This is a genomic window from Deltaproteobacteria bacterium, from assembly GCA_017302835.1.
GTDB lineage: Bacteria > Bdellovibrionota > Bdellovibrionia > Bdellovibrionales > Bdellovibrionaceae > UBA2316.
This window is the reverse complement of record JAFLCC010000001.1, coordinates 354,457-377,226: the sequence shown is the minus strand read 5'-3', so window position 1 is coordinate 377,226 and position 22,770 is coordinate 354,457. Positions and strand designations below refer to the sequence as shown.

23 protein-coding genes and 1 other RNA gene are annotated in these 22,770 nt (G+C 35.4%); 19 read left to right on the top strand and 5 right to left on the bottom strand.

The window, feature by feature from the left end; translation table 11 throughout:
• Nucleotides 1-17: 17 nt before the first annotated feature.
• Nucleotides 18-212: a hypothetical protein gene (locus J0M15_01825; protein ID MBN8535766.1), complete on the bottom strand. Its 195-nt coding sequence runs from the start codon at nt 210-212 to the stop codon at nt 18-20.
• 91 nt (nt 213-303) lie between these two features.
• Between J0M15_01825 and ssrS the strand changes: the two genes are divergently transcribed.
• The 9 genes from ssrS (at nt 304) to J0M15_01780 (ending at nt 6,290) form a co-directional block, all read left to right on the top strand.
• A non-coding RNA gene (ssrS, locus tag J0M15_01820) (6S RNA) lies at nt 304-453 on the top strand.
• A 111-nt stretch (nt 454-564) separates the two neighbouring features.
• Complete coding sequence (locus tag J0M15_01815) at nt 565-1,200, top strand: MotA/TolQ/ExbB proton channel family protein (protein MBN8535765.1); 636 nt, start codon at nt 565-567, stop codon at nt 1,198-1,200.
• A 14-nt stretch (nt 1,201-1,214) separates the two neighbouring features.
• Nucleotides 1,215-1,631 carry an ExbD/TolR family protein gene (locus J0M15_01810; GenBank protein MBN8535764.1) on the top strand — a complete coding sequence of 139 codons (417 nt, stop codon included), beginning with the start codon at nt 1,215-1,217 and terminating at the stop codon, nt 1,629-1,631.
• 9 nt (nt 1,632-1,640) lie between these two features.
• The gene (locus J0M15_01805) at nt 1,641-2,495 is read left to right on the top strand and encodes a cell envelope integrity protein TolA (protein MBN8535763.1); all 855 of its coding nucleotides are present in this window, start codon (nt 1,641-1,643) and stop codon (nt 2,493-2,495) included.
• A 39-nt stretch (nt 2,496-2,534) separates the two neighbouring features.
• Nucleotides 2,535-3,935 (top strand): PD40 domain-containing protein, encoded by a 1,401-nt coding sequence (locus tag J0M15_01800; protein ID MBN8535762.1) that lies wholly within the window; start codon nt 2,535-2,537, stop codon nt 3,933-3,935.
• 215 nt (nt 3,936-4,150) lie between these two features.
• Nucleotides 4,151-4,366 carry a helix-turn-helix transcriptional regulator gene (locus J0M15_01795; protein MBN8535761.1) on the top strand — a complete coding sequence of 72 codons (216 nt, stop codon included), beginning with the start codon at nt 4,151-4,153 and terminating at the stop codon, nt 4,364-4,366.
• Nucleotides 4,363-4,620: a HipA N-terminal domain-containing protein gene (locus J0M15_01790; protein ID MBN8535760.1), complete on the top strand. Its 258-nt coding sequence runs from the start codon at nt 4,363-4,365 to the stop codon at nt 4,618-4,620. Before J0M15_01795 ends, J0M15_01790 begins: the two co-directional genes overlap by 4 nt.
• Before the next feature lie 103 nt (nt 4,621-4,723).
• Entirely contained in the window at nt 4,724-5,506 is a 783-nt protein-coding gene (locus J0M15_01785) for a HipA domain-containing protein (protein MBN8535759.1), read from the top strand.
• Between the two features lie 277 nt (nt 5,507-5,783).
• The gene (locus J0M15_01780) at nt 5,784-6,290 is read left to right on the top strand and encodes a peptidylprolyl isomerase (protein ID MBN8535758.1); all 507 of its coding nucleotides are present in this window, start codon (nt 5,784-5,786) and stop codon (nt 6,288-6,290) included.
• A gap of 147 nt (nt 6,291-6,437) precedes the next feature.
• Here J0M15_01780 and J0M15_01775 read toward each other — a convergent pair whose 3' ends face one another.
• Both J0M15_01775 and J0M15_01770 read right to left on the bottom strand, forming a co-directional pair.
• Nucleotides 6,438-7,106: a hypothetical protein gene (locus J0M15_01775; GenBank protein MBN8535757.1), complete on the bottom strand. Its 669-nt coding sequence runs from the start codon at nt 7,104-7,106 to the stop codon at nt 6,438-6,440.
• Between the two features lie 150 nt (nt 7,107-7,256).
• Complete coding sequence (locus J0M15_01770; protein ID MBN8535756.1) at nt 7,257-10,748, bottom strand: hypothetical protein; 3,492 nt, start codon at nt 10,746-10,748, stop codon at nt 7,257-7,259.
• 237 nt (nt 10,749-10,985) lie between these two features.
• On the opposite strand from J0M15_01770, the gene ggt reads away from it, so the two are divergent.
• Genes ggt through J0M15_01755 form a run of 3 tightly spaced genes read left to right on the top strand, consistent with a single transcriptional unit; the run spans nt 10,986 to nt 14,780 of the window.
• The gene (gene ggt, locus J0M15_01765; GenBank protein MBN8535755.1) at nt 10,986-12,773 is read left to right on the top strand and encodes a gamma-glutamyltransferase; all 1,788 of its coding nucleotides are present in this window, start codon (nt 10,986-10,988) and stop codon (nt 12,771-12,773) included.
• A gap of 24 nt (nt 12,774-12,797) precedes the next feature.
• Complete coding sequence (locus tag J0M15_01760; protein MBN8535754.1) at nt 12,798-13,205, top strand: hypothetical protein; 408 nt, start codon at nt 12,798-12,800, stop codon at nt 13,203-13,205.
• 45 nt (nt 13,206-13,250) lie between these two features.
• A complete protein-coding gene (locus J0M15_01755) occupies nt 13,251-14,780 on the top strand; it encodes a hypothetical protein (protein MBN8535753.1) in 1,530 nt (509 codons plus the stop codon).
• Here J0M15_01755 and J0M15_01750 read toward each other — a convergent pair whose 3' ends face one another.
• Nucleotides 14,781-15,536, bottom strand: coding sequence for a hypothetical protein (locus J0M15_01750; protein ID MBN8535752.1), 756 nt, complete (start codon nt 15,534-15,536; stop codon nt 14,781-14,783). It abuts the gene before it with no gap.
• 152 nt (nt 15,537-15,688) lie between these two features.
• On the opposite strand from J0M15_01750, the gene J0M15_01745 reads away from it, so the two are divergent.
• From J0M15_01745 to J0M15_01715, 7 genes are all read left to right on the top strand, one after another.
• Nucleotides 15,689-16,453, top strand: coding sequence for a DUF2520 domain-containing protein (locus tag J0M15_01745; protein ID MBN8535751.1), 765 nt, complete (start codon nt 15,689-15,691; stop codon nt 16,451-16,453).
• On the top strand, nt 16,450-17,247 hold the full coding sequence (gene panB, locus J0M15_01740) for a 3-methyl-2-oxobutanoate hydroxymethyltransferase (GenBank protein MBN8535750.1): 798 nt from the start codon (nt 16,450-16,452) through the stop codon (nt 17,245-17,247). The genes J0M15_01745 and panB overlap by 4 nt, the downstream gene beginning before the upstream one ends.
• A gap of 78 nt (nt 17,248-17,325) precedes the next feature.
• Complete coding sequence (gene panC / locus J0M15_01735) at nt 17,326-18,084, top strand: pantoate--beta-alanine ligase (GenBank protein ID MBN8535749.1); 759 nt, start codon at nt 17,326-17,328, stop codon at nt 18,082-18,084.
• Nucleotides 18,071-19,381 carry a bifunctional phosphopantothenoylcysteine decarboxylase/phosphopantothenate--cysteine ligase CoaBC gene (gene coaBC, locus J0M15_01730; protein MBN8535748.1) on the top strand — a complete coding sequence of 437 codons (1,311 nt, stop codon included), beginning with the start codon at nt 18,071-18,073 and terminating at the stop codon, nt 19,379-19,381. The genes panC and coaBC overlap by 14 nt, the downstream gene beginning before the upstream one ends.
• A complete protein-coding gene (locus tag J0M15_01725; protein ID MBN8535747.1) occupies nt 19,378-20,148 on the top strand; it encodes a type III pantothenate kinase in 771 nt (256 codons plus the stop codon). The genes coaBC and J0M15_01725 overlap by 4 nt, the downstream gene beginning before the upstream one ends.
• A 7-nt stretch (nt 20,149-20,155) precedes the next feature.
• Nucleotides 20,156-20,536 carry an aspartate 1-decarboxylase gene (locus J0M15_01720; protein MBN8535746.1) on the top strand — a complete coding sequence of 127 codons (381 nt, stop codon included), beginning with the start codon at nt 20,156-20,158 and terminating at the stop codon, nt 20,534-20,536.
• A gap of 2 nt (nt 20,537-20,538) precedes the next feature.
• On the top strand, nt 20,539-21,279 hold the full coding sequence (locus J0M15_01715; protein ID MBN8535745.1) for a hypothetical protein: 741 nt from the start codon (nt 20,539-20,541) through the stop codon (nt 21,277-21,279).
• A gap of 35 nt (nt 21,280-21,314) precedes the next feature.
• Here the strand turns inward: J0M15_01715 and J0M15_01710 are convergent, their stop codons facing one another.
• Nucleotides 21,315-22,688, bottom strand: coding sequence for an HAD-IG family 5'-nucleotidase (locus J0M15_01710; protein MBN8535744.1), 1,374 nt, complete (start codon nt 22,686-22,688; stop codon nt 21,315-21,317).
• Between the last annotated feature and the right edge of the window lie 82 nt (nt 22,689-22,770).

Below are 22,770 nucleotides of genomic sequence, written 5' to 3'. Positions count from 1 at the left end.
TTTTCCATTATTTGAGTCTACAACAGTAGGTTCTGCAAGGACCAAAGACCTCCGACAAAAAAACAAATCCATGCTAAGGGTTTATGAGAGTTAAGTCGATGAAGGGAAGGTTTCATAATTTTTTGAACAGGAACTTCCAGCATAATAAGGACTAAGAGTCCATAGAAAAATACAACAAAAGGAAATATATAGTCTATTAGAATCAAATTCATACATCTCCTTTCGGTTAATTATTCTTAATATATAGTCCTGCCTTATTGAAAATTATTTTTTATTGAGGTATACTGATTTTGGGTTCGACGGCGTAAAGCTTATCGAAAATAAACCTTACAAGCAAAGTAATCGGGGGCTGTCCCTGACAATGGTGTGCAAGCCCAGCTCGTACTGGGAAGCCTAAAGTTGTTACCATGGCCACCCACTTAAATAATGAGGTTTATTTCAAAGTTGTCTTCGGACCTTTTTTTTTGTCCAGAATCTTGAATTGTCTTTTTTTGATAGACTCCCTTTATTCCCTGAATATAATTAAGCATAACTATAAAGCAGGGGGGACTCCTTTTGGATAAAATTAGCGTTAATTCCAGCACCTTAGATATTCTATTTCAAGCCTCGCCCATTGTTCAGTTAACACTTGTCGTTTTAGTTTTTCTAAGTATCCTCTGCTGGGGAATTTCATTTAATAAATGGTTATTGTTAAGACGAATTCACACTGTCAACGAGCTTTTTTTGGTTCAATTTTGGAAAAGTAGCTCCTTAGATCAGCTTTACAGTGAAATAGATGCCTTCCATGAAAGTCCTTTGGCTCGAGTGTTCAAAGCGGCCAAACCTCAGCTAACAAGTATGGATAATTTAGAACGTGTCATCAGAAAGGCCATGGAAAATGAGTTAGCCAAAATGGAATCTAAACTGACTCTTTTAGCCACAACAGGAAGCACGGGACCCTTTATAGGTTTGTTTGGCACCGTTTGGGGGATCATGACCTCCTTTCACAAAATTGGCGCCACTGGAAATGCGAGCTTAGCCGTAGTGGCTCCAGGTATTTCTGAAGCCTTGATTGCTACGGCTGTTGGATTGGCCGCAGCCATCCCAGCTGTTGTTCTTTATAATCATTTTATTTCAAAAATCAGAAAAGAAGAAATAGAACTGAATAATTTCTCTGCTGATTTTCTAAACCTTGTAAAACGAAATTTTTTAAATCAATAGGATCGAGTCTTATCATGGGTATGAGTTCTGGTTCAGGAAAATCGAAAGCTGTTCTCAGTGAAATCAATGTAACACCACTTGTGGATGTGATGTTGGTCTTATTAATCATGTTTATGGTAACAACGCCACTGATGCAGCAAGGAATCCAAGTGGAGCTACCGAAAACCTCCGCAACGGGCTTAGAACTTAATGAAGAACCTTTACTTATTGTCATCGAAGCCAATAGGAAGATAACTATTGCAAAAAATCCTATTTTCTTAACTCAATTAAACGAAAAATTAAGGGCCATTTTCAAAACAAGAAAAAATAAACAAGTTTATATTCAAGCAGATAGGAAAGTTGACTATGGGATTGTTGCAGAGGTCATGGCAGAAACAAAAGCAGCTGGAATCACGAGCCTGGGGTTAGTCACCTTGCCAAAAGAAAAATAGGGTTTATATTTGGAAAATCAGTTTAAACAAGGTTCAAAAGATGTCTCAAAATACAAAATCTCCACCAACGAAAATGGTTTATGGTATTCTTTGGCTTTTCATTTTTTTATATTTTCTATATTTATATTACAAAATGTCTTTTTTGAAGGTGAAAAAATTGACTATGAATCAGCCATTCGCGTTGACATTGTAGGGCTACCAGAAAAACTAATCCCTACACCTAAAGAGACATCAAATAAATTACCTGATAAATTGCCTGAAAAAACCCCTGATACAATCCCAGAAAACCAAATAGAAAAGCAAGCGGAAAAAATTACAGATAGGCTTCCCGAAAAAAAATCTTTGCCGGACTTAGAGGCCATCAAGTTAACTAAGGAAAAACGAAAATTAGACACTAAGGTTATTCAAAAAAAACAAGTTGAGGCGATAAATAAAATAAAAAAGTTATCCGCGCTAGATAAAATTAAATCTGATTTAGAAGCGGAACAGACAAAACAAATAGGTTCAAATCAAACTCAAAAAAAATTTCAGTACAAAGGAAGTGTCTTAAATCCAGGAACCGAGCTCACTGGCTTAAACAAACTTCAGCATGAAAATTATGTCGCCTTGCTTGATAAAAAGATCAAAGAAAATTGGACCTTACCTCAATGGCTTTCTAATAAAGATCTAACGGCACAAGCTTTAATAAAGATTGATGAAAATGGTGTTGTCATTTACAATCAGATTTTTAAAACCAGCGGAAATACCACTTATGATGATTTTGTTCTCGAGACGATTCATAAGTCTTCTCCTTTCCCTAAGCCTCCAGAAAAATTTGTGGCTCTTGTTGGGGTCAAAGGAATTTTAATTGGATTTCCAGAATGATCGTTTTTAATGCATTTATTTCAAGGTGGGAGAGTATTCATGGGTAAAGGTTGCAAATTTCTAATAAGGACTCTTGTTACATTTTTCATTTCAGTAACTCTTTTTTCGTTCAGAACACTCGCTGATCAAATTTATATCAAGATCGGCGATGCTAAGACAAAAAAAAGCCTTATGGCAATGCCTCCTTTGCAGTATGTTGGATCACCTGCTGTAGGTAGCAAAAATATTTCCATTGGCGCAGAACTTTTTAATGTCATCAATAATGATTTAGATGTCTCTGGATATTTCAAGTTTATTTCTCAATCAGCCTTTGTTGAAGACACTCAAAAAACAGCCATAAAACCATTCCCCACAGAACCAAATGGATTTAAATTTCCAAGTTGGAGTTCCCTAGGTGCCGACTTTTTAATCCGTGGATCTTATGTTGTCACGGCAGACCAAATTGAACTCGAAATTTATCTTTATCATGTTCCTAAATCAGGACTCATTTTCGGGAAAAAATACAAGGGGCCTCTTTCAACAGTTAGAAAAATAGCCCATACTTTTTCCAATGATGTATTAAAAAATTTGACCGATACCGCCGGCCCATTTAACTCTAGACTGGTCTTTACCAGCGATAGAGCTGGTGGACAGTTTAAAGAAGTTTACCTCATGGACTGGGACGGGGAAAATCTAGAAAAATTGTCAAATCACAACTCCATCACCATCTCGCCAAACTGGTCCCCAGATGGAAAAAAAGTGGCTTACACAGCCTATGTTCAAAGACGAAGTACCAAACTCAGAAATGCAGATCTTTTTCTTTTTGACTTAACAAATAGCACCCGAACTTCTGTTTCTAGTCGAAAAGGAATTAACTCTGGTGCCAGTTTTAGCCCCGATGGGAAATCCATCTATCTAACGATCTCTCAAGGGTTTTCTCCAGATATTTTTAAAATTACTTATGATGGCACCTTGGACGGCAAGATCACCAATGGTCCTAACAGCGCCATGAATGTTGAACCCGCGGTCAGTCCCGACGGAAAAAAAGTGGCCTTTTCCTCTGACCGCCATGGCAAGCCCATGATCTACACAATGAATATTGACGGAAGCAATGTGAAAAGAATCACCTCTGACGGGGTTTTTAATTCGGCTCCAGGCTGGTCACCAGATGGAAAAAAAATCACTTTCGCAGGGCAAACAGAGGGTAATTTCGACGTTTTTATTATGAATGCCGATGGCACTAAAATCGAAAGAATTACGTCTGCTAAGAAAAAAAATGGCAAACCCGCAGACAATGAGGACCCCAGTTTTTCTCCAGATGGAAGGTTCATTGTGTACACCAGCAATCGCACAGGTAAAAATCAAATTTACTTCTCCAATATTGAGGGCACCGAAGAACGAAGGGTCACCCAGGATAATCACAACTACTTCAAACCCAAATGGTCAGTGAATTTAGATTAGACTTGCAGTTGTGTTTTCCTTTTGTGTTTCAATTTATAATTCAGGTCTAGTTTGGTTATACCTTTTACTGCAATTGCGGTAAAAATCGGTGTCTTATTAGATAATTTACTGCTATTACAGTAGAATTTTGTACAATTACTGGAATAGCGGTAAAAATGTTTAAAGTAAGTCATTTTTTGCTGAAATAGCAGTAAAAAATGATATACTTTACTGTAATGACAGTAAAACTAGATTGTAAATCCTTGCCTGAGATCATAAAAAGCACTCGTAAAAAGGCAGGGATTAGCCAAATTGAATTGGCTGAGTTGGCAGGAGTTGGAAAGACTCTTGTTTTTAATTTAGAAAATGGCCACATAAGCGTCCACCTTGATAATTTTCTTAAAGTTCTTGGAGTGCTCAACATCAAAATTCAGCTTGAGACTCCAGAATGAGGACTGCTCATATTTTTATTAATGGTATAAAGGCAGGTCAGCTGATTGAGCACGATAGGAATCGTTATGAATTTAATTATGACGAATCTTATAAGGGAGCTCCAGTGTCGCTGACATTACCACTATCTCATCGAAATTATCAATTCACTTCATTTCCAGCATTTTTTGAAGGGCTTTTGCCAGAGGGGTTTCAGCTTGAAGCTCTTTTAAAGGATCATAAAATCAACCGTCAGGATTATTTTAAGTGTAAATGAAAAAAATTATTCTCTTGAGGGGTTAAAAAAGCTTTCTAAAAAACTAACTCATTTGGAAATATTTCCGTATAGCCAGCCAGAGCAAATAGAAATAGCACGTAAAATGATTAAAAAAATTTCTATTCAAGGAGTTCAACCAAAATTCAGTGTTATTTTATCTGAAAAAGAACAAGCTTTCAAAGAAGTAGAAAGTAATGGAACCTATATACTTAAACCACAAGTACGTGATTATCCACAGATCCCAGAAAATGAAGATTTAACAATGCATTTGGTGGCCATATCAGGAATTCAAATTCCCTGGCATGGATTAGTAAAATGCTCGGATGAAAGTTTATCCCATGTAATCAAAAGATTTGATCGTGCAAATAAAGAAAAAATTCCCATGGAAGATTTTTCGCAGTTAATAGGCGCTTCCAGAGATACTAAATATGATGTCAGTTTTGAAAAGGTGGTTGAGACCATAGAGGAACATTGCACTTTTCCAACTATAGAAAATTTTAAACTTTTTCAAAGAGTGATTCTAGCTTTTCTTTTAGGAAATGAAGATTTTCATTTAAAAAATATATCTTTATATACAAAAGCTAAAAAAGTGCAACTCACACCCGTGTATGATTTTGCTAATTCAAAAATCGCTAATCCACATTCGGATGAAGAAATGGCCCTAAGTATTTCAGACAAAAAGAAGAACTTTACTAAAGCAGATTTTCTTGTTTATTTCGCACAGCAAACTCTATTTTTGCCACAAGCAAAAGTAGAAAAAGAAACAAAAAGACTTTTAAGTTTTTTACCCACATGGATAGAAATGATTGATAGGTCTTTTTTGTCGGAAGATATGAAGGAAAAATATAAAGCTCTTTTAAAGGAAAGAACGAGTCGATTGGAATAACCTGATCCAAATCCCAAAATTCGATAATTTTGTCGGTCTCAAATGGAAAAAGCCATGGCGAGTCTTGACCTGACTAAATACTCTATATATGTATTCACAATATGAAACCAAAAAAATCAACTTCATTAAGAAGTATTCTTTATATTTATTTTTTAGCTTTTTTCTTGGTGGCTTTTAGTTTTCACTCCACAAAAAACAAAGGTGAGTTTAAAAACCACTTTCATCATCATAATATTCCTAATCATAAAACAAAATAAAGAAGTCCTACGGAGGTCCAATGATAGCTGCTTTCGAAACAACTGCAGGAAATTTCAAAATTAAATTATTTCAAGATAAAGCGCCAAATATGGTTGCCCACTTTGTAGGCCTAGCTTCAGGTACAAAAGAATGGGTCGACCCCAAAACCAGAGAAAAAGTCACTCGCCCATTTTATGATGGCACCATATTCCACAGAGTTATCCCCAATTTTATGGTCCAATTTGGTTGCCCCCTAGGTAACGGTACCGGCGGTCCTGGTTACAACGTCAATGATGAATACCATCCCGATTTGAAACACGACCGTAAAGGCCTATTGTCCAGCGCCAACATCGGCAGACCCAATACCAACGGCTCTCAATACTTTATCACCGTGGCACCAACTCCATGGTTGAATGGGGGCCACTCTATCTTGGGGGAAGTTGTTGAAGGCTACGAAATCGTAGAAGCTATCTCAAAAGCAAAAACCGGCATGGCCGACAAACCAGCAGAAGAAATCAAGATTAAGTCTGTGAAAATTGAGAATTGAAAATTGAGAATTTATTTATTTTGATTATTATGCAAACATGTTGCACACCATTTTGGCTTTAATGAGTCTATACACCATAAAGAAAAGGAACCAACTGAAATCAGTTGGTTCCTTTTCTTTTACTTATAGCAAAATTTTTGTAAAATTTTACCCTTTTCCCTTCGCACAATCTTTTTTCCATTCATCATGCTCTGCTCTTTTTTTATTCAAAGCGTCCTCACCAACGGCCTTCTTAACAGCATCAATAGATCCAAAAGTTTGGGTAGCATTTTCTATTGGAGACACTTTTGATATAAACGCTAACAGCGACGCATCTTCATCACTCATTCCATTTTTCTTATAAATCGAAAAATCTCTAATTTGTGAGGCAACTTTTGTTACAATCTCAGAGCCACCTTTATTCGCAGGATCAAGAGCAACTTGTGCCGCTCCAAAAAATGCTTTTAAAAGGCTAATATCAGTAACTTCTCTAGAAAGATATTTTTTCATTACATATCTTACCTGCGCAGAAACGTTAATTGCCGCACTGTCTTTTGACTTACCAGCTTCCACATAGGACTCTAGAGCTGCCTTCATTTGACCGTCAGGCAAAACCGATCTCATTTTCTCGAGTTTTTCAGGTGTTGCATTTTCCTTACCTACTATAGACTCGTACAACTTCTGCTCTGCTTCTTTGTTTTGTTCCGCTGTCGTTGCTGCTTTAGATTGCTCTAAAGCTTTCTCTCGATTTTCTTTTACTTCACTTATTTTTGGAGCAGCGAAAGCTCCACTTACCATTAGTATCCCGGCAAGAATCGTAATTAATGTTTTTATCATATTTTCTCCTTTTTTTTAAATTTGTTTTTTACTTTCTAAATTCTATTATTACATTTCTGTTGTTACATTTTTTATGCCATCTTCTCTTATGACTTTTTCTTTTTTAGGCATTTTAGGTGTTTAAAAAAATGACATGGTGACAATTATAATCTAACAACCTCCTTTTGAACCAATAGTTGAATGATTCGACTTACAATCTTTTTTAACTTGTTCCTCTAAACGCTTAGCCCTCTCTTCTCGAGACTCTTGAACTTCTTTAGATACAACTTTTTGTATTCGCTCTGTTATCTTTAATGACATAAGATTAATCATTTCATTGGTATACTGAAGCTCTTTTGATATTTTTGCTAACTGAGCTTTTGCATACGCAATTACCGAGTGTGACTTATTATTCTCCTTTGGCACAGCAATCAGAGTCATAACTTTATCAAGATCTTCATCAATGCTTTTAAAAAGCTCATCAGATTTTTTTGAAAGTTCATTCGTTTTAACTTCATCTTGAATTGAATCAACGACTTTGATGTTTTTGCCTTTAGAGCCCATTACTTCTTTTATTTTGTAACCACTTAGAGTGTTATGGTATAGGGTTAGCAATTCTTCTAATCGAGTTTGAAACTTAAAAATAACAGGCGTCGTTCCATTTTTAATGGCGTCAAAATCTTGTAAATAAGCGGCCCGTTGAAACAATAGAATATCAGATTTCTCAGTTATTTTGTAATTTTTAATAGGGGTATTTGTAGTATCTATAAATTCTTTTAATTTATCTCCTGGCACTAATGTTTTTAATACATGAGCAATAATCATTGAATAAGTTCTGGCTTCTTGCATATTTGCAAAAACGATAGAATTATTAACAATATCTTTTCCCAATCGGGAGTTTTCTTTAAATAATGTCTCAAAAAGATCAACAGTGATTCCATGATAATCTTCCTTAAATTCATTGAGCTTATCAATCACTTTACTTTCAATTTTACTTTCCCACCACTTTGTAAACTCAGGAAATTCCTCAGCTCCCATGGCTATATTAAACTTTGGACTAGCATCAATGATTGATTTTATTTCTGTATTAAAATTTTTAAATATGAATTGAAAAACCCCTTTGAATTTATTCCCTGTTTTTTCATCAATAATTGTATCACTATAAATTTGATTTGAGTTTTTAAATAAAAAGGCTTTGGAACAAATATCCGCATCTACAGATTCTGACACTAATGCAGGTGGAATAAATAAAGCCTGAAGGCCTGAAGGAATGCCTGTATTAATTCCGAAAATAGCCTTTATATACTTACCTGATATCATTTCCGGAGAACTTACTTGTGGACCACAAAGCATATTATAATAAAAATAATCAGTTTTTTTAGAAAAGCTATACTGCGTCGACAATCTTATATTTCTTAAAGCATGAGGCAGAACCATATTCTTTAAGCCTTCCAAAAAATCTGAGTTTAATTCAAAAGCAAAACTAAACCCTTGTCCTTGATACATAAGCGGTGCAGGCCTACCCAATTTTTCTAAAAAATCTCTAAAAATTTCTTGAGTTTTATCAGAGGCGCCAGCATTTTTTACTTCAGCGTAATGCCTCATTAAATTAATAGCATTTCCAATCCTAACTAGATCATCGGAGGCCAATCCACTTAAAACTTGTCTTATTTTTCCCTCATCATATTTCAAATTAAGAGACGCGTATCCATTTTGATCCATATATTTGACAAATTCATCTGCAACTGTTTTTACCTTCAATAATTGATAAGCTTGAATTTTTTTCGGATTGCTTAAGTAATAATCCTTCCATTTGCTATAATCAAAATCTGCAATTCCTTTTGTAGGTTCAATTCCAAATAAGGGATAACGGATATAATTAAGCATTTCCGGGACATCCCTAATCACCTCAGTACTGTCACTGCCACTTTCAATTTCTTTAACAATTCTAGCTTCTTTTTCAGCCTGAGTTTCATTTGGCTTAGCATTACTTACTATGGGATTTTTGCGGTAGTATTCTGTTGTTTGTAAATCATGCAAAAATTCTCGATAGAAATGGAATGCTGATCTTTCGGTGGCTTGGAAATTATTGACCATTTCGAGCCAATTTTGATGGGCGGTCATTGGTTTGGTTTTATTGAATTCTTTCCATTTGGTCATTGTCTCTGTGAAGTTATGTAAGAACCCCATAATATCTTCGGATTGACAGGTGTAATCTTGAATGTCTTTCACACACGCACTGTTCAAAGTTTGATATTTTTCTTTGCTTTCTTTTTCTAAAATATTGTAGAGATTCTCTGCCTTTTTTGGGAAGGCATCAGAGTTAAACCAAGGATTGTAATTACCATAAGTTAAATTCAGTACGATGTCTGAAACGAAATGATGCACGAGTTGGTCTAAAGCGGTGAAAAGTGTCAGATTTGAAATATGCCCTATAATTTGTACAGCCTTAAATCTTAAACTTAATGGATTCATTTCTTTTAAAACCGTCCAACCAAGCAATTTAAAATTAAAAGCTTGTTTTCCAGCAAGCGCCTCTCCCATGCCTGGAAAAATTCCAGAACCTGATTTTTTAAATCCAATTGAAACTAAGGTAGATAAGGCTTGGGAAACCATCATCGATGCCAAAGCTGGAGCATAGGTATTGAATTTTTTCTCTTGAGTCCACTCTCGCCAAGCAACATCACAAGGATCCTCGCTTAAAGTGAGGGGGTCGTTTATTTTCTCTTTACCATCTGCACTTTTCTTAGGTGTAAAACTTTTTACACAAGCTTGCAGCTGGTGAAAAATATCCCCAGTTAAATGAGAAGCCATAGATCCAGCGGTCATTGCAAGATATGGAAGCAAATGGCCATAGATTTTTTTAGTTGCACTTACATATTTTCCATCGGTATATTTTTGTGCTTCTTGTATTAATTCTGCCTCCGTAGCTCCTCTACGTAATTTTTCCATAAATATAGTTCTTCTAAAAATATTGGCGGCATCTTCTTTTACAAACCGAGTTGTCAGTTTTGGATTATCAAAGAAATGATGGGCGTACCCATTGGCCACCATAAAGGCCAAAAAAGAAAGATTCCCAATAGGATCAGTTAAGGATTTTAAATGCTGTTCCATGATAAGCGGGTTGTTGGCGTAATCGAACATGAGCTGAGCATGATTTACAACCCCTATGGCCACGAAAAATAATAAAGTCTCTACGGGAAATCTTTTGAGCTGAGATCCCCAAATGGTTTTTTGCCATTCCTGCTTGGCTCCCGCTGTTTTCATACTGTGTTTATAATCTTGCATCATTTTTCGATAGGCTTCTTTATCTTCCAAAAACATCTGACGTCTTATCGAAGACGGTGTTAAAGCTGGATCCGTCGAAGGGGTTCCCTCTACTGTTACGCTACCAACAGCTGGAGAGGATCCTCCTTTTCCATCTGAATCTGCCTCTTTTCCTGGGATTACAGAGACGTTTATAGATAAATTTTTATTATTTTGAATCTGAGGATTATCTTGATAATCGGGAGTTGGTTGTGCGTACTCTCCAGATGCCTGTTGGTGTTCAAAGGTATGCTTAAAACCTTTACCTTCAGCTAGGGCCGTGGTGTGGCTCATAAAAATCTGGGCCATGAATATAGCAATGAAAAGGCTATTGGTTTTGCTCAGATGTGTTTTCATGGGACTCCTCTTAATAAAGAGTAAAGCAAATATGAAACCAGTTTTTAGTTTGCAAAATTAATTGGTTACAGCTGCCTTAAATAACAAAGTTCCTAATACTGTCAGCATTATGTATTAAAAGTAGACAAGTTTGATTTTAGTGAGTTTTGTTGAGGTGTTCTATTTTTATTCAACCTGTTGTCCCAAATTTAGACAGATATAGTTGTCTTCATATTTATATTTTATAGAATGGATTTTATGAAAAAAATAAAACTTCTTCTCATTTCTTTTGCGTTTTTACCCTTAGCTTTCTTGATTCCATCTTTTTTTCTTGGATGTTCAAGCTCAGAAAAGAAGCTCGGTTCAAAAAACTCTGTTATTGCATCTGAATTTATCAGTCCACAAAGTAGAGATTTTTTGAAGACTGGAAAAGCCTATGCTTTGGCAACGCAGGGAATTTTGACGACTAAGGCGGCAGCCGAAATTTTAGACCAAGGCGGAAACTTGATTGATGCCTTTGTGGCCGCTTCATTTGCTATCTCTGTAGAACGTCCCCACTCTACGGGCATCGGTGGAGGCGGCTTTTTTGTATTTCATCAGGCAAAGTCGAAGGAAACTATTGTTATTGATTTCCGCGAGAGAGCGCCTCTAAATGCAACTAAGAGGATGTTCCTTGATAAAAATGGAGAATATCTTACCACTCTTTCAAAAGATGGTTCTTTATCTGTCGCTGTTCCTGGTTTGATTAAAGGATTGTGGGAAATCCATCATCGTTTTGGAACAATGAAGTGGGAGAAATTGATCGAGCCCGCAATTAAAATGGCCGATGAGGGTTTTTCTGTCTATCCAAGCCTTGCCAAGGCTTTGGCTGCTAGAAAAGATGTTCTTGCTAAATTTCCAGATTCAAAGAAAATCTTTCTAAAAAAGAATGGGAACTCTTATAGTGAAGGTGATCTTCTTGTCCAAAAAGATCTGGCTCAAACTTTGCGCGCTATTGCTAAAAATGGAGTCCTTGAATTTTATCAAGGAGAAACCGCCAAAAAAATTGTCGATTTTATAAAAAGCGAGAAAGGTATCCTCACCGAGAAGGACTTGTTAAATTACCAAACAAAATCGCGAACTCCTCTGACCTCTAAATTTATGAATTACACGCTTGTCTCGATGCCTCCTCCAAGCTCTGGTGGAATTCATGTTTTACAATTTCTAAAAATGTTGGAAAAAGAGTCTTGGTCTCCGTTGGAAATAAATTCTGCCAAAGTCATCCATTATCAAGCGGCCGCTTTTCAAATGGCCTTTGCCGATCGCGCTCAATATCTAGGTGATCCTGATTTTGTTAAGGTTCCCATGACACAGTTAATTTCTGATTCCTACTTGGAAAAACGAAAAAAGGAAATTATGCCTGATAAAGCACGTTCAGCAGCAGATATCAAATCTGGAGTGTTAGACGATGTCTATGAATCCACAGAAACAACACATATGTCTTTTCTTGATAAGGAGGGGAACGCCATAAGCTCTACACAAACCATTAATGGATGGATGGGCTCAGGAGCCGTAGCCACGGGAACGGGCATTGTTTTAAACAATGAAATGGATGACTTTTCGGCAAAACCTGGAACCGCCAATTTGTTTGGAGCCCTTGGCTCTGATGCCAACTCTATTGAGCCACTCAAGACGCCACTTTCAAGCATGTCTCCCACGCTTGTCTTTGATGAAACTGGCAAACCCATTATGTCCGTTGGCGCTCCAGGGGGAACGCGAATTATCAGTTGTACGGCCCTGACTATTTTTAATCATTTATTTTTCAAACAATCCTTAGAAAATTCCATTAAAAATATCCGCGTTCATCACCAGTGGCAACCCGACACTTTGTTTCTTGAGCGTCCAGGACCCGGGGCTCTTCACTTAGAAAAACTTAAAGCTATGGGATATAAAATTGAATTGGGTGAAATACCCTGTCGAGTAATGGCGGTAACCTTAAATAAGGATCATACTGAACTAACTGCCGTTGCTGATCCTAGAGACATTGGCACGGCTGCAGCAAAGTAGATAGGTCAAAGGTAATTTTATTCTATGCCAAACTATGAAAAAATACTTTCAAAATCATCCCAAGCTCATTTTTTTGAAACCCTTGTCGAAAGAGAAACCTTTGCTTGTAAAAAAATGTTCGGAAGTGTTGCTATTTATTTTAATTACAAAATGGTGAGTGGGTTGTGCGAAGGAGACGAAGAATCCTGGCGAAGCGTCCGATACGGATATAAAATTTGGAATGGAGTTCTTATTCCCACAGATCATAGTCATCACCAGAGTCTCAAAAAATCGCTGAAAGGAACGGAAAATCATCCCGTTCTAAAAAAATGGCTCTATTTGCCGATGGAATCCAAACATTATGAGAAATCTATTCAATTACTTGTTGAGCTCATCAAAAAAAACGACAATAGAATTGGCGTTTTTCCCTCAGTAAAAAAAATTCATGGTTGACACTTTTTGATACAGGCTATTGAAAAATTGTGCCATAGCTCTTGTATGAATTTACAAAAAGCATTGCTTTTCTCCACCTTGCTGAGTGCTGTAATCATAATTTTATTCTTTTCTTACAGCCAGCAATCTAACATCTGCATTCAATCTACATTTGTTCAAAAAGTGATTTATCAAGATTTTAAGATTTCCAACTGCACACAGAATCAAAAACTGGATTGGAATTCAAAAATCAATAAGGATGTTGTCGAATTTAATAAAAGACTCAGAGAAATTGAAGTCTTCTTAAAACTAAAAACCAATTTAGCACTTACTGTAGAAATTCTTGATCCAACCAACATTTTATACTTTACTAATAATCATCTTTTTATTTCTAGAAATATTTTTTTAAACTCTCAATCTTTTGAACTTTTTTTAATTAAAAACTGGATTCAAAATTACAACTCAAATATTAAAAAAAATAAATTATTAGAAAATCTATTGGTTAACTTTAAATATTTTCTTTTGTTTGGAAAAAAAGCCGTTGTACCTTTAGTTCAAAATTTCCAACCTCAGATTGCTTGGAAGCAAATTCAAAAATCTAGCCACTATAATTGCATCACTCATTGGCAACTCACAAATACTTTAGATCTTTGCATAAATAGTTCCCTTCATTTTTTCGATACCAATTCTGATTTTATTTATGATCGACTTTACACAAAGGTTTTTGACTCCTGGGTTGAGTCCTTAGGAACTATGAACATAACGCAAAGATATGATTTAAACGAAAATTTTAAATTCCATCTCATTAAATTTGTTTACCCTGTGGATCAAGCAAGAGCCAAAGAGCCTTCATTTACAGCCAACTTAAAATTATTGAGTCAGTTTTGGTCTCTAAATTCTGATTTGCCGAACACTTTTCTTGGCAAGAAATTTTTATTCGGCTTTTTAAAGGCATTCAATAAATATAACTACAACTATTTTGTCGATAACTCAAAATTTGATCTCATTTATTTCAAGCAGAATTTAAATTTAAATACGGTTTATGAAAATAAAAATATTAATTTGGTTATTAAGAAATTTCCTAATTTAAAAATTGCAATAAGTAATTTTAAAGAAATTATTATTCTTCCTCTTGATAAAAAAATCAAACTGGATGTATTCACTTCACTTAAAGCAAACCAAATTCTACTTGAGTATTGTTCAAAAGCAAGAATACGAGATATCTTAAACTATGAGAGAATCTCCGATAAAGTGCTTTTAACTTATGACTGTGGATACACACAGCTAAAGAAAGTGGATCAACTCGTTGCCCAAGGAGCTTCTGGTTTTGCAACACAAAATTTAGATGTTCAATTTGCTCAGTTTCACCTGCCCTCTTTAATTAAGAAAAGAGATTACTTAAATTTAGACTCTGAAGTGTTCCAATATGTACAAGCTCGAAATGTCAAAAACTCTGTCTATGAAGTTTTTGGATGGCAGGAATTAAACTGGGACCAGGTACTTAAGGCTTACAAACCAAAAGCTTACGTTGAAGGCGTTGGGTACTTTCGAACTAAATTTAGCTATCAAGGTGAATTTGAGGGGAAAAATCTGTAACTATTTGTTTTTTGGGGCAAATAGAGCTAAATATTCTTTACTTCCAATTTGTTCTAACATTCCAGGATATTTATTAGAAATTCTTTTTTTTCTGTAGTTTACCTTTGATTTCGTTAATATCAGACATCCTAACTCGCTTGAGCCATCTAAATCGTGTGGGCTTGTATTGCAAGGAAAGGGTATTGATTTTTCGTCTTCCCTTTGATTGGCGAATTTACTTAATGAAAACGTCAGCCAACTTACGTCAAAGATTTTTTCTGAGCTTCCATATATCGCGTCCCTCAGAAACGACTGAAAATTGTTTTGAATCATATAACTTAGATAAGAAGTAGGCGCCAGAATGATGATTTTTTTAGAACCTGAAATTACTTTTTTTAAATACTCTGCAATTTCCTCAGGGTTTTCTTGCAAAGAAATAGTTTCGTTAATTTGAAATTCTTTTATCTCACCTAATGATTTGTCGGCTATGACCAACTCAAATTTATTTGAATTTTCTAGACTATCCAGAAACCCTTTCCAAATTAACAGGTGATCCATTTCTTGAGGCTGAACCCCTAGAAATAAAACGTGATGACTATTTATTTCTAGTCTTAATCTTTTATAAATATTACCACCAAATTCTTCAGGAGATTCAAAATGACTAAAGGAAATCTTTGGCAAGGACCTGGGTTTTGCGCCAAAAAATATAGCGACGGAAACACCTAAAATAACAACTATTCCAGCTATCGAATAATAGATCCAACTAGAAATTTTCATCAATACCTCAATTAACTTAGGAATGCGAGTTCTGGGGATAATTCGCGTTAGGAGTAATCTAATGATTTTTCTTTTCTTTATCAATCTCCTTGTGCTATGTTTCCGCTCAAGGACTTGATTTCAACTATCAAAGGAACAGGTACCCATTGAAAATGAATGAAATAAGCAGTAACCGCTTGCCATCAGCAAGCCTTTTAAAGAACTTAATTATTGGTAATGGAAAAATGGCGCGGCATTTTTCACATTATCTATCCTTACTCGATGTGCCATTTGAAAATATCAGCAGACATCATCAAAGTGAATCTGAATTTAAAACTCAAATTAAAAATGCAGATAGAATTTTTCTAGCCATATCCGATTCAGCAATTATTCCTTTTGTAGAGAAGTTTTACGAGCCAAATAAAATTTGGATTCATTTTTCAGGTGCTCTTAGCCACCCGCAAGTTTTTGGTTGCCATCCTTTAATGAGTTTTTCAGAGACTTTGTACCCTTTGGAGGATTATCATAAAATTCATTTTGTAATTACCCATACCACATCCTCTCAATTTAAACCTGATGGAGACACGCTAAAGCTCTCTGATCTAATGCCTTTTTTGCCAAATTCTTTTTCTGTCCTATCCGAAGAAGAAAAAAGCCTTTATCATGCCTACTGTGTAATTGCTGGAAACTTTCCCATAATTTTATGGTCCCTGGTTAATACCAAATTTAAAAACTGGAACATTCCCGGTTCTGCTTTAGACCACTATTTACAGATCAATTTGAATAATTTTAAAAATCTTAAAGACCATTCTTTAACTGGACCTTTACAACGAAAAGATCTTCTTACAATTTCTAAAAATATAACTTCACTAAACAAAGAACTTCCAACGCAAGAGCTCTATAGAGCCTTTGTGAAACTAAAGGGAATCCAATTATGAAAAACAAACTAAATGCTTTTACTTTTATTGATAAAAAAAAGGCCAACGAAAAAATTTCTATGATCACTTGTTATGACTACTCCTTCGCTAAAATTGTAAATGACTCTAATATAGATTGCATTTTGGTAGGCGATTCCGCTTCCATGGTCATGCACGGTCACCCAACAACCATCAATGCCTCTATTGAAATGATGGAATGGCATACGAAGGCAGTCTCCGTCGGAGCTCCCAATAAATTTGTTATTGGGGACTTGCCCTTTTTATCCTATCGAAAATCTTTAAGTGAAAATATGAATAATGTAGAGCTTTTGATGAAGGCCGGTGCCGAAGCTTTAAAATTAGAGGGCGCTTTGGGAAATTTGGAATTAATTAAGCATCTTGTTGAATCCGGAGTCCCCGTCATGGGACATCTTGGCCTAACTCCTCAATCTGTACACACTATGGGCGGGTTTAAAGTACAAGGAAGAGAAGCTGCGTCCCATCGACTTATTTTTGAACAATCTAAAATGCTCGAAGATGTCGGTTGCTTTTCCCTAGTTCTTGAATGTGTCCCTAGCGTGCTGGCTAAGGAAATTACAGGGTCCCTTCATATCCCCACCATTGGAATTGGTGCGGGCCAAGACACAGATGGACAGGTTTTGGTCCTTCAAGATTTATTGGGCTTTAGTGATGACTTTAAACCTAAATTTTTAAGACGATTTCTGAATGGGAAGAGTCTTATTTTAGAGTCTTTCAATAATTTTAATAACTCAGTGAAGGACCTTAGTTTTCCAAATGATAGCGAAAAATATTAACGCAAGTTCACGGGCGAGTTCGAGTTATTTGGTTATTTCTAATAAGGAATTTTATTTTATGGAAGTATATGGAAGTTTATGAAAGTATTTAGATCAGTAAAAGATTTTCAATTTTGGCGAAAAACGATTCCAAGCGAGAAATCTATTGGTTTTGTTCCTACGATGGGAGCCTTGCACCAAGGCCACGTCTCGCTATTGCGTAGATCTAAAAATGAAAATGACCTAACGGTTTTAAGCATTTTTGTTAACCCTACTCAATTTAATCAATTACAAGATTTTGAAAACTATCCTAAAACCCTAGAACAAGATATTACGATTGCTACTGAAGAAAAAATTGATGTTTTGTTTCTTCCTGAGACTAAGGAAATGTATGCGGACAATTATAGGCTGAAAGTCATTGAAAATGATTTTAGTTATTCCTTGTGTGGAGCGAACAGGCCTCATCACTTTAACGGCGTTCTGACTGTTGTTCTCAAATTATTTAATATCACCAGGGCTGATCGAGCTTATTTTGGCGAAAAAGATTACCAACAACTATCCTTAATTAAAGACATGGTAAAATATTTCTTTCTGCCGATAACTATTGTCTCTTGTCCAACAATTCGTGAGGCCTCAGGGCTGGCAATGAGCTCAAGAAACAAACGATTATCCTCTATTGAACTTGAAAAAAGCTCTGTGATATTTCAAAGTATTAATAATTCAAAAACAGCAGAAGAAGCTGCCGATAAAATTCAAAAAGAAGGTCTTATAGTTGACTATATCGTTGATTTTAATCATCGAAGATATGCTGCCGTTCAAGTTGGGGCCGTGAGGTTGATCGACAATGTTGAAATCTGATTTAAAAACTTCAAATCATATATTGTTTATCTTTACGGGATCTATAGCCTGTTATAAAGCCGTGAATGTCGTTTCTAAGTTGGCTCAAGAGGGTCACCAAGTTCAATGCGTAATGACTCCATCAGCTTCTCAATTTATTGGAACGGCAACTTTAGAGGGCCTTACGGGTATTCGTGTTCATACTTCCGTGTTCGAAGAGGGGCAAATCATGGGTCACATAAAATTAATCCGTGATGCCGATATTGTCGTTGTAGCACCTGCAACCGCCAACTTTATTAATAAAATCTCTGCTGGAATTGCAGACGATTTAGCAAGTACCTTATTTTTGGCCCATGATTTCAAAAAACCTTTTATTTTATTTCCTGCAATGAATTCATCAATGTACCATCATCCGGTGACTCAAAAATCCATGCAAAACTTAGCTGCTATGGGAATCACTATCTCTTCTACAGGATCAGGAATTTTGGCCTGTGGTGAGGTTGGCTATGGAAAACTTCTGGAGCCCGAATTAATTCTTACCGAAATTAAAAAAACCCTTAAAGGGTCAAGCAGACCAAAGAAATTTCTAGGCACTAAGAGCATTTTCAAAAATAGAATTTTAATCACGGGTGGAGGAACACAGGAAAAAATCGACTCTGTTCGCTTTATTACAAATGCAAGCACGGGATCGACTTCCATTAAAATGGCCGAGTTTTTTACGGAACTGGGTTTTCAGGTAACCTTGCTTTTAAGTGAAAGGGTTCAAGAAAAAATCTGTTCCGAAATCAGTTTAAAAAAATTTTCTAGCTTCCGCGATTTAAATTCTTCGTTGAAATTTGAGCTTAAAAATTCAAAGTATGACTTTGTTTTTCACGCAGCCGCAGTCAGCGACTTCTCTGTGAAAGAAATTAGATCCATGTCTAGAAACAAATCGAAATCAAAACCATTACCTTTTCCTACAATAAAGGGTTCAAACAAAATAGAGTCTAATGAAGAAATTAGTCTTGTTCTGGAACCAAATTTTAAAATTATCTCTAAATTAAAAACATACAGCTCCAATAAGAAGGTTAAAATAATTGGATTTAAATTAACCGATTCAAAATTAAAAAATGTTAAAGACGCCGCAGTCAAAAAGTTGCTTTCAGATAAGAACGTTGATTATGTCATTCATAATGATTTACATGAGATTTCAACAGATAAAACAAAGCATGCCTTTTCTTTGTGGGACAAAAAAACAGGTGATTCTATTCCTTGTGCAGGGATCGCCAACTTGAATACCTTAGTCGTAAATAATATTTTATTTGGAGAACCATTATGATTTTAGCCCTTGATGTTGGCAATTCACAAATTTTTGGTGGCTTATTTGACAATGATAAAATGGTTATTTCTTTTAGAAAAAACTCAAAGGGCAGTTCTTCCTCTGATGAGATTGGAATATTTCTTCGAACGGCCATTCGTGAAAATGGCTATTTACCTGAAACCATTTCAGATATAACTATTTGTACAGTTGTTCCTGATGTATTATATTCTTTAAAAGGCGCCTGTAAGAAATATTTCAACATAAATCCATTTGTGTTACAGGCGGGCGTTAAAACTGGATTAAAAATTAAATATCGAAATCCCTTAGAAGTTGGTGCGGATAGGATTTCGAACTCTATTGCCTCTACATTTCTTTATCCCCATAAAAACCTGATTATCGTGGATTTAGGTACGGCAACTACCTTTTGCGCTGTGACCAAAGACAAAGAATATCTGGGTGGATCTATTGTTCCTGGCTTAAGAATCTCTATGGAGGCCCTTGAAAGTAAAACGGCCAAACTTCCCTCCGTTGAAATCATTTCTTTATCCGAAGTGCTGGGAAAATCAACTGTTGAAAGCATTCAATCGGGACTTTATTTTGGTCATCTTGGCCAAATGAAAGAAATTATTTTCAAGTTAAAACAGGAATGTTTTAATAACGAAGAAACCCTTGTAATAGGGACAGGTGGATTTTCTCATTTGTTTGAAAAAGAAAAAATTTATGATTATATCATTCCAGATCTGGTTTTAAAAGGTCTGCTGATTTCATTACAACTAAATAAATAGGAATTATATGGAATTAAATATTTTAAAAAGCAAAATTCATCGTGCGACAGTTACAGAGGCCGATTTAAGCTATGAAGGTTCAATTTCTATTGATCCGTCATTGATTAAAGCGGCACATTTTTTAATTCACGAGAAAGTGGACATTTTAAATTGCAATAACGGTGAAAGATTTTCTACCTACGTCATCAAGGGTAAAAAAGGACAAATTTGTTTGAATGGTGCTGCGGCAAGAAAAGTTCAAAAGGGAGATCTTGTAATTATTGTAGCTTATTGTCAAATGAGCGAAAAGGAAGCCCTGACCTACAAACCTCAGGTTGTTTTCGTCGATGATAAGAATCAGATCAAAGAAAAAAGAGTTGAAAAAGCGAATCTTAAAAGCAAGTATTAATTATGAAAATTATCTTATATTTACTTTTGTCATTCCGATTGGCCCTGGCTCAATTTGAAACCCCAGTGGTAACAAAAACTGAATTCTTACAAGATAGCGATCTTGTTGAAGGCGAAAAGGTAAAATTAATTTGTAAAGCCTTTCACTCTCTGACCATTGTTGAAAAACTGGATCCCGGATTTGTAGGAAATTCCATTTATTTTAAAAATATCAAAGATCTAGACTCTAATAAAAAACTACGTACCTGTGATGATCTTAAACTAGAAGGTTTTAAAAAAGTCGAATCTCAAGGAGCCATTCTTTGGGGAGTCAAAGCCCACTTCTTGTTTTTGAAGGATGCCGATGAATTGAGCTCAAGAACCAAATTTGAAATTTATGATTCTGAGAAATATGTTAAGGTATTCTCTGGGGTTAGAAATAATGATCTTCTTTTCGAGCTTGTTACGGTCGGTAATAAAAAATATGCTCTGGAGTATTTTCAAAGATACAAAGTTCCTTGTGATTTTGATAATGATAAATCAGCAAAAAAATGCTGGTTTTATTTTCTAAAAGATCTTCAAATGAACCTTAATCAGTCAAAGAAAAATTCCCCAGATAAATTCGTGAATTTACCTTTACCTAGTTGTCCTCAATCTAAAAAAAGTAAAAAGTTTCAAGTCTATTTAAAGATACAAGTCCCAAATATAGAGAAAAACATTAAAAAGATTTTATTTGCCAAACCGATTTGCGAGCTAGCACCTTAATTTCTCAACGTAGAGTTGAGGCATAGGAAACTTTCTTATACTGTTTCGTGAGAAAGGGGCCGTCTAGGGGCTCTGTAATAAGTCCGAGGTGACAAGGTGACCAGGTCAGACAATTTAGACATATAAACACAGGCATATCTTTCTACTTGATAGGCCAAATAGCTTTCTTCATTGCCAGATCGCATAAGTTGTCCCCACTGAAGATTATATATTACCTGTTGTTTTTTTATCAGCTGACTTATTTGTGTATCTACAATTGATATTTTTTCCTGAAGTTCATTGATTTCTTCATCCTTGATGGACTTATTTTCACTTTTTTCTGTCATCAATTCAGTGTACTTATCTTCAAGAGGCTCTTTAAATTTCATTAGTTTTTCAATTTCTTTTACCAGCGGTTCAGCTTTCTCATTATTTATAACTTCTTGTTCTAATTCTTCTAGAACCATTGCCGTACGCCAATTGCAGTCTTTTTTTAACCGAAGAATATCACCATATATATGATCCCCTATATAAAGTATTTCATCGCCATCAAGTTGTAAATCATCGGTAAACTGAAAAGCATTTCCACCCTGATAAACTCCATGTACTAAAGGGTAATCATAATTGCTCATGCTTCCATCAACGGGATTCACTTTTAAAAAGCTTCGTTTTTCATAAAAAAACTTGGGCTTTTGTGCAAAAGTTATCACTAGTTCAAATAAATCACTCCATGATTTATGCTCTTTTAGAAACGGAGTCACTGCATAATCCATTAATAACTTCGTGTAATGGTAATCAGAATTAGTCAGAACAAATATTTTTTTTCCATGTTTTTTATATTTTTCAAGACCCTCAACCACTTTTGGATCTTTTATAATATATTTTCCCAAGTTATCTTTGACTTCATTTTTCAAGCTTCCATCTCGATGGGCCTCATCCAATGCATATAAAATATCATCAGCAATTTGGGCGTATTCAGGATAGAGATTCGAAGAATCTGAATCTTTTAGATCTACAATTTGTGCATACAGAACAGCCAAGGAGATTGAAAAAAAGGTATCTATAGCCATAAAATCTGAATCACCCAAATCAATATAAGTACTTCGATAAAGTTTTTGATGGGTTTTAAAATCCAGAGGTTTTAAACCATGATAGGAAGCTCTAATTGCTGTATAGCGGTTCAGCTTAAGAAGATTTCCTTTTTTTCTATCAATAACTAGTCCCCGGATCGCAAAATTATAATCAAAATTTAATTTTGTTAATGTGGAAGGATAATTTTTTTTACTTATAAGTTTTTTTACAATTGTAGAATAGGAGAGGCTTTCAAATGCTTGGCTGTGATACCTGACAAGAGTATGATCCATATCCAGGCCGATATACTTTATTTTTTTAAGATTTAATGTTCTATTGACAAATACTTTTTGATTCATAATTAGTTCAATACTACTCCCACTACTTCACTTTAAGCAAGTCTCCTTTAGGGCAAACGTGCAAGTATCCTTTAGGTAGTAC

Excerpts from the sequence above, each read along its gene's own strand:
- J0M15_01725 (MBN8535747.1), top strand. The coding sequence starts at position 19,378 with ATGATTTTAGCCCTTGATGTTGGCAATTCACAAATTTTTGGTGGCTTA.
- J0M15_01715 (MBN8535745.1), top strand. The coding sequence starts at position 20,539 with ATGAAAATTATCTTATATTTACTTTTGTCATTCCGATTGGCCCTGGCT.
- J0M15_01755 (MBN8535753.1), top strand. The coding sequence starts at position 13,251 with ATGAATTTACAAAAAGCATTGCTTTTCTCCACCTTGCTGAGTGCTGTA.
- ggt (MBN8535755.1), top strand. The coding sequence starts at position 10,986 with ATGAAAAAAATAAAACTTCTTCTCATTTCTTTTGCGTTTTTACCCTTA.
- J0M15_01720 (MBN8535746.1), top strand. The coding sequence starts at position 20,156 with ATGGAATTAAATATTTTAAAAAGCAAAATTCATCGTGCGACAGTTACA.
- J0M15_01780 (MBN8535758.1), top strand. The coding sequence starts at position 5,784 with ATGATAGCTGCTTTCGAAACAACTGCAGGAAATTTCAAAATTAAATTA.
- J0M15_01795 (MBN8535761.1), top strand. The coding sequence starts at position 4,151 with ATGACAGTAAAACTAGATTGTAAATCCTTGCCTGAGATCATAAAAAGC.
- coaBC (MBN8535748.1), top strand. The coding sequence starts at position 18,071 with ATGTTGAAATCTGATTTAAAAACTTCAAATCATATATTGTTTATCTTT.
- panB (MBN8535750.1), top strand. The coding sequence starts at position 16,450 with ATGAAAAACAAACTAAATGCTTTTACTTTTATTGATAAAAAAAAGGCC.
- J0M15_01790 (MBN8535760.1), top strand. The coding sequence starts at position 4,363 with ATGAGGACTGCTCATATTTTTATTAATGGTATAAAGGCAGGTCAGCTG.
- J0M15_01770 (MBN8535756.1), bottom strand. The coding sequence starts at position 10,748 with ATGAAAACACATCTGAGCAAAACCAATAGCCTTTTCATTGCTATATTC.
- J0M15_01760 (MBN8535754.1), top strand. The coding sequence starts at position 12,798 with ATGCCAAACTATGAAAAAATACTTTCAAAATCATCCCAAGCTCATTTT.
- J0M15_01825 (MBN8535766.1), bottom strand. The coding sequence starts at position 212 with ATGAATTTGATTCTAATAGACTATATATTTCCTTTTGTTGTATTTTTC.
- panC (MBN8535749.1), top strand. The coding sequence starts at position 17,326 with ATGAAAGTATTTAGATCAGTAAAAGATTTTCAATTTTGGCGAAAAACG.
- J0M15_01750 (MBN8535752.1), bottom strand. The coding sequence starts at position 15,536 with ATGAAAATTTCTAGTTGGATCTATTATTCGATAGCTGGAATAGTTGTT.
- J0M15_01775 (MBN8535757.1), bottom strand. The coding sequence starts at position 7,106 with ATGATAAAAACATTAATTACGATTCTTGCCGGGATACTAATGGTAAGT.
- J0M15_01810 (MBN8535764.1), top strand. The coding sequence starts at position 1,215 with ATGGGTATGAGTTCTGGTTCAGGAAAATCGAAAGCTGTTCTCAGTGAA.
- J0M15_01800 (MBN8535762.1), top strand. The coding sequence starts at position 2,535 with ATGGGTAAAGGTTGCAAATTTCTAATAAGGACTCTTGTTACATTTTTC.
- J0M15_01710 (MBN8535744.1), bottom strand. The coding sequence starts at position 22,688 with ATGAATCAAAAAGTATTTGTCAATAGAACATTAAATCTTAAAAAAATA.
- J0M15_01785 (MBN8535759.1), top strand. The coding sequence starts at position 4,724 with ATGATTAAAAAAATTTCTATTCAAGGAGTTCAACCAAAATTCAGTGTT.
- J0M15_01745 (MBN8535751.1), top strand. The coding sequence starts at position 15,689 with ATGAATGAAATAAGCAGTAACCGCTTGCCATCAGCAAGCCTTTTAAAG.